The sequence below is a fragment of the Flavonifractor sp. An91 genome, from assembly GCF_002159225.1.
GTDB lineage: Bacteria > Bacillota > Clostridia > Oscillospirales > Oscillospiraceae > Flavonifractor > Flavonifractor avicola.
Window position 1 is genome coordinate 1 of sequence record NZ_NFHA01000072.1, and the last position, 4457, is coordinate 4457.

At 59.7% G+C, this 4457-nt stretch carries 6 protein-coding genes; all 6 read right to left on the reverse strand.

All coding sequences use genetic code 11. The annotated features are described in order from the left end of the window. Positions 1-922 (reverse strand): type IV secretory system conjugative DNA transfer family protein (locus tag B5G42_RS17255; protein WP_162611143.1); only part of this gene is annotated, 922 nt, incomplete at its 3' end. A gap of 13 nt (positions 923-935) precedes the next feature. Then, complete coding sequence (locus B5G42_RS17260) at positions 936-1517, reverse strand: ClpP family protease (protein ID WP_087273076.1); 582 nt, start codon at positions 1515-1517, stop codon at positions 936-938. Continuing rightward, a complete protein-coding gene (locus tag B5G42_RS17265; RefSeq protein ID WP_242961277.1) occupies positions 1501-2232 on the reverse strand; it encodes a DUF3849 domain-containing protein in 732 nt (243 codons plus the stop codon). The genes B5G42_RS17260 and B5G42_RS17265 overlap by 17 nt, the downstream gene beginning before the upstream one ends. 37 nt (positions 2233-2269) lie before the next feature. Beyond that, a complete protein-coding gene (locus tag B5G42_RS17270; RefSeq protein WP_087273079.1) occupies positions 2270-3106 on the reverse strand; it encodes a hypothetical protein in 837 nt (278 codons plus the stop codon). Between the two features lie 11 nt (positions 3107-3117). Next, a complete protein-coding gene (locus B5G42_RS17275) occupies positions 3118-4110 on the reverse strand; it encodes a hypothetical protein (protein ID WP_087273082.1) in 993 nt (330 codons plus the stop codon). A gap of 125 nt (positions 4111-4235) precedes the next feature. Beyond that, positions 4236-4457: single-stranded DNA-binding protein (locus B5G42_RS17280; protein ID WP_140399885.1), on the reverse strand; the 222-nt coding region annotated here is incomplete at its 5' end.

Genomic DNA, 4457 nt, shown 5'->3' on the forward strand with positions numbered 1-4457 from the left:
AACTGATCTGGTCGAAGTCAGCGATGCACCCTGCGGCCCCGGCGGCGAAGTCGTCCAGGATAAGGCGGACCGGGACACGCAGACGGCCGCCCGGGCACTGGTCGGCATGGCGGCAGAGAGTTTGAAGCGCCTGGGTGTAGAACAGCGTCACCAGAGCGTCCATGGACCGGTCTGTGTCGCTGATGGTCAGGAACACGGCTGTCTTGCGGTCGCCAAGGTTCTGGAAATAGAGTTGGCTGAAGTTGGTAAACAGCTTCTCTGCCCCATGGAAGGCAAAGGTGGACAGCTTTTCCGCCAGGAACGCCTGGATGCTGGCATAGGTCCTGGGGGACTTCTGAATGTTGCGGAGCATCTGATACTGCGCCGCCGCGAAGCTGTCGGGAGCGAAGGTGCAGACCTCCTCGAACAGCCGGTCAAAGCTGCCGTTCCCCATCTCCCGCAGGAGCCGGATCACGCTGCCCAGATGATGCTCCTGGCGGGGAAGATACTCCAGCACATAGGAAATCATGGCTGAGAGGGCCATCTGGGCGGCCTGCTCCCAAAACGGGTCGTTCTTTGTCTTGACGGGAGAGAGGGCGGCGGCGATTTGAAGAATGTCCTGCTCATGGCAGCACCTACGCTTTTGGTCGCGGCGTACATACATGAGCGGATTGTACCCATAGGAAGAAGCGGCACAATCCTGGAAGTTGATCTCGATGACCTGATAGCCGTTCTTCCGCAGGGCCCTGCCGGTCTTTTTGCACAGGCTGTCCTTGACGCTGGTGACGATGACGCTCTCACTGCACTGAAGGATGTTGGGGAGCACATAGCTGCGGGTCTTGCCGGTGCCGCTGGGGCCGATGATGCAGTCGTTGTTGTTCAGCCCCGTGACCCAGGTATCGTTGCTGATACAGGGGCCTTTGTATAAAATTCTCTCTGACATAGTACCTCCTGATTTACAGCTGGTGTATGACTCTGTCGGCAAGGCCCCACTCCACGGCCTCCCCGGCGTCGAAGTAGCTGTCTGAGGCGGTCTTGTCCAGTACCTCCTCCAGGCTTTTGCCGGTGTGGGCCGAAATAATGTCCGCAACCGTCCGGCAGGTCTGCATGAGGTTTTTGGCGATGGCGTCCACGTTCAGCGCGCTTCCGCCCACGCCGCCCGGAATCAGCGGGTCGTGTATCATGACTTTGGCGTGGGGCAGCATGTCCCGCCGGTCGCCGGACAGGAACAGGACTGCGGCCATGCTGGCGGCGGTGCCGGTGCAGATGGTCCGCACCGGACAGCCGACCGCCTTCATGACATCGTAGATAGCAAGGCCGCTGGGGACCTCGCCCCCGGGACTGTTGATATACATGGTGATCTCCTGCCCGGGTGCGTCCTGCTGAAGGAAGCGGAGCTGCAGGACCAGCGCCGAGGCGGTGTCCTCCGTGATGGGGCCGACGCAGAAAATCTCCCGCTTCTGGAACAGGATGTCTTGAATCGGGATCTGGTTCAGGCCCTCGCTGGTTTCCCTGAGAACATTAGGAAGATATGCCATCGTGCGCCTCCTGTTCTGCTTTCCGAAGCGTGTCTACGGTCTGTTTAGCCCACTCCGGGAAACACTCGTCCCGGAGGATGCCGATGAAATCGCCCCTGTTCCATCTGGTCCGCTCCCCATCCCCGAGGCAGGTGGCATAGATTGCCCGGCCGGAAGCATGGGGACTGCACCCAAAGCCGCTTTCCGCCAGCCAGAGCTGATTGCGGGGAGACCAGCAGGACTCTTTGAGCGCCGCCGGGCTCAGGACCAGGACTTCTCCCTCCAGACTGCGGCCCGAAAGTGTGTCGCACTGGGAGGCGTCAAAGAGGGAGAGTCCCTTTACCTCGTCCAGGAATGCTTCCACGAAGCCGTCCAGCACCGCCGGGTGGCTCTCCACGATGTACTCGCCTGTCCGGTCGCAGGCGGGGATGAAGATGGTGTCGGCCCACTCCTTGTGGCGGGGACGGAACCGGCCGTCCCACCGCTTCTTCTGAATGGTGTTGGCCAGCACCCAGCCCACGCGCTTGAAGCCATATTGGGCGATGACGCCGCGGGCGCAGTCCGCTTTCAGGTGCATACCGTCGAAGCCGGCCCGGATGGCCGCTTCAATGGCCTGCTTGCAGGCAATGTTGCACTGGTGGCTCGCCCGCCACAGCCCCGCCTCATCGCTGCGCCTGGCCTCGGACAGAGAGCCCAGGTACAGATAAGTGTGGTCTGTCAGTGTCAGTTGGTTCATCTGGTTTACCTCCTTGTTCTTGTGTAGTTCCGCGGCCTTAAAAGCCGTTCCAAATCCGCTTCCCGCGGTAATCAAAATATTCTGCGTCAGCACAGTCTTCCGGGGTCAGATCCTTCAACCGCTTTCTGCTCCGTGAGATGTAGAGGTCAGAGTCCATGGGCGGTTTCGGCACCTTGACCCGCAGCAGATCGTCCATTTGAACCAGCTGAGCGTATTGTTCCGGCTCGTGCTGTTTAAGGTACTGATAGAAGTGGTTTTTATGGAAGGGGCAGAAGGTACAGGCGCTGGCGCGGGTCTCCAGGCCCCATACCTCCTTGATATAGCCGTAGCTGTCCGCCCGGGTAAATTCCATCTGTACCAGAGGGAAGCGGTTGACGAACATCGGATTGGTGCTCGCTTTACAGCGTCTGGCTTCTTCCAGGCTGAATCCGATGTGCATTTCATGGGCCTTTTTGTCCTCGTCCTTGAGCCGCCGTCCTTTTTGGTAGCCCAGCAGGTCCCATCGTACATACTTGGAGATCAGTTCCACCTTATAGTCGATGGTGCAGTTGCGGGGCATTTTGCTCTTATGGCCGTCTTCCCGAAGGGTCCACCACGGGATGCTGATGGTCCGCCGCTCACCAAAATTCTGAATGAAATCGGAATATAAGGGCGATTTCAATACCTTGAACGGCAGACCGCTGGACGCGCAGGCACGGCGGATGAAGTCCACCTGTTTTGCGACCCATGGGGGTTCAAACCCGAGGTCGCAATAAATGATGGCGTCATAGATGGGGACCAGAGGATGGACGGGCCGCCCGGCCTTTGCGTTCTCACAGCTCATCAGGGCCAGGGCCGTGCTCTGCATCCCTGCGCCGCAGGAGAGGATTTTCATTTGCCATCCTCCTACGCCGAAACGGCATATTTCACCGGCGCATGGATCATCTTTACGCCGCCCTGGGTCCATGCGGAGCCGCACATCCCGTAGACGCTTTCCACCGCGTAGCCGTCGCCGCCGTCCGGGAGGGCAGAGCGGATGTATTTGACCGGCAGTTTCACATCCCGCTCCAGCTGAATTTCAAACACGCTTCCGCCGCCCTGCCAAGGGTCATACAGGCCGGTCACGGTGTCTTTCTCCAGGATGATGTAGCCGCAGTAGGGATTTTTGCGGCTGTCATGGAAGTGGCCGTTGCGGTCCTGGAGCCGGATCAGGCGGTTGAGCTCCATCAGGTCGGATAGGGACATTTCCACCAGGAAGGTCACGGTGTTCATGTGGGAGGCGATGTTGGCAACCTCCGCCCGCATACTCGCCAGGAAGCCTTTGGGCCCGGATGTGTCCCCGTCCCGCAGTGCCTGCTGGAGCTTTGCCCGGGTATAGCCCTGGGACTTTGCCAGCCAGACGATGCCGGCGCGGTCGTCCAGCGTTTCCCCATAGCGGCCATACCAGCAGGGGTAGACGCTGTTGAGGACATAATCGTAGTTGCCGTCCCCAGTGTCCAGCATGATATTGACCGGGAAGGTCTGGTCCAGGAAGTGTTTCTCCGGGAGCCTGAAATACACATGGTCCATCATCAGGTCATAGAACAGCCCGGTTTCCTCCGCTGTGAAGCCATCTGGATATGGCCCATCTTCTGAGGTGAGCGCGGACTGGACATCCTGCTCCAGTTCGTCTCTCAGCTGACACTCGTAGTCGAAATACCATTCCTCCAGCGACTCCCAAAAACTCTGCATGGGGTCGTCGCCGGACAGGAGCTTGGTAGCGGTGGCGCTGTCCATCCCGTCCCGGTAGTCGGCATAGATTTCATAAAAGAAGCAGTCGCCCTCACGCTGTAAAAAAGGCTGACGGTCAAGGGTGTCCAGAATATGGTGCCTGAGTTTTTCTGCCGTATCCTCGTTCATGTTTCCACCTCCTTGTCCATACATGGTTTCGGCGTCTGAAGGGAAAAACGCCCCGCCTCCGGTCCAGAGGCAGGGCGCAGATGGTCGTTTCGCCGGCGCCCCGTCATAGGGCCGTCACCTTCCCATCAGAACGGGAGTTCGCTGTCCACGTCACTTTCAAACTCTGACGCCGGCGGGGTCGCATCGGTGTTCGCGGCGGGGGCGGGGGCGCTCTTTTTCTTGGCGGAGTCGCCAAAGTAGATGTTGCTGGCCACGACCTCGGCGGTACGGCGCCTGCCGCCCTCCCGGTCCGTCCAGTCCCGGATCTGGAGCCGCCCTTCCACCACGGCCATGGAGCCCTTGGCGAA

Bases quoted from the DNA above. Each gene is read 5' to 3' on its own strand.
- B5G42_RS17260 (WP_087273076.1), bottom strand. From the start codon at position 1,517: ATGGCATATCTTCCTAATGTTCTCAGGGAAACCAGCGAGGGCCTGAAC.
- B5G42_RS17265 (WP_242961277.1), bottom strand. From the start codon at position 2,232: ATGAACCAACTGACACTGACAGACCACACTTATCTGTACCTGGGCTCT.
- B5G42_RS17270 (WP_087273079.1), bottom strand. From the start codon at position 3,106: ATGAAAATCCTCTCCTGCGGCGCAGGGATGCAGAGCACGGCCCTGGCC.
- B5G42_RS17275 (WP_087273082.1), bottom strand. From the start codon at position 4,110: ATGAACGAGGATACGGCAGAAAAACTCAGGCACCATATTCTGGACACC.